Here is a 348-nt window from a genome sequence, read left to right as displayed (position 1 = left end):
ACTTGGCGGAACGACAAGTTCTTCTGTAAGCGGTTCGTTCTATGCAGGTGTGGGTGTCGTGGACGGAAGTCCTTGGAAAGGCAATACCGTGGGTGGCTCATACAGCTATTCAAGCGACACGAGCAAGGGACTTTCCGCACTCGTTGACTTGAACGGTGACGGACTTCCTGACAAGGTATATAAGTCCGGTGGTTCTGTATATTATCGTCCACAGATTAAGACAGACAACGGAGAAGTCGTATATGGTGAGCCTGTCAAGGTAAAGGGCATTAGTAACTTCTCGACAACCAAAAGTTCTACCAACACTTTCGGTGCGAATGCCGTTGTCGGTTGGAATGTCCTGACTGC

The 348-nt window shown here is 49.1% G+C and carries 1 protein-coding gene; it reads left to right on the top strand.

Annotated elements, in window-relative coordinates; translation table 11 throughout:
- Positions 1-348, top strand: a 348-nt coding sequence (locus DWV53_RS15460; protein ID WP_220432024.1) for a hypothetical protein, incomplete at both ends; no start/stop codon positions are given.

The organism is Segatella copri (assembly GCF_003465495.1).
Lineage (GTDB): Bacteria > Bacteroidota > Bacteroidia > Bacteroidales > Bacteroidaceae > Prevotella > Prevotella copri_G.
The sequence above is the reverse complement of the archived record's forward strand: the minus strand, read 5'-3'. Positions and strand labels throughout refer to the sequence as shown.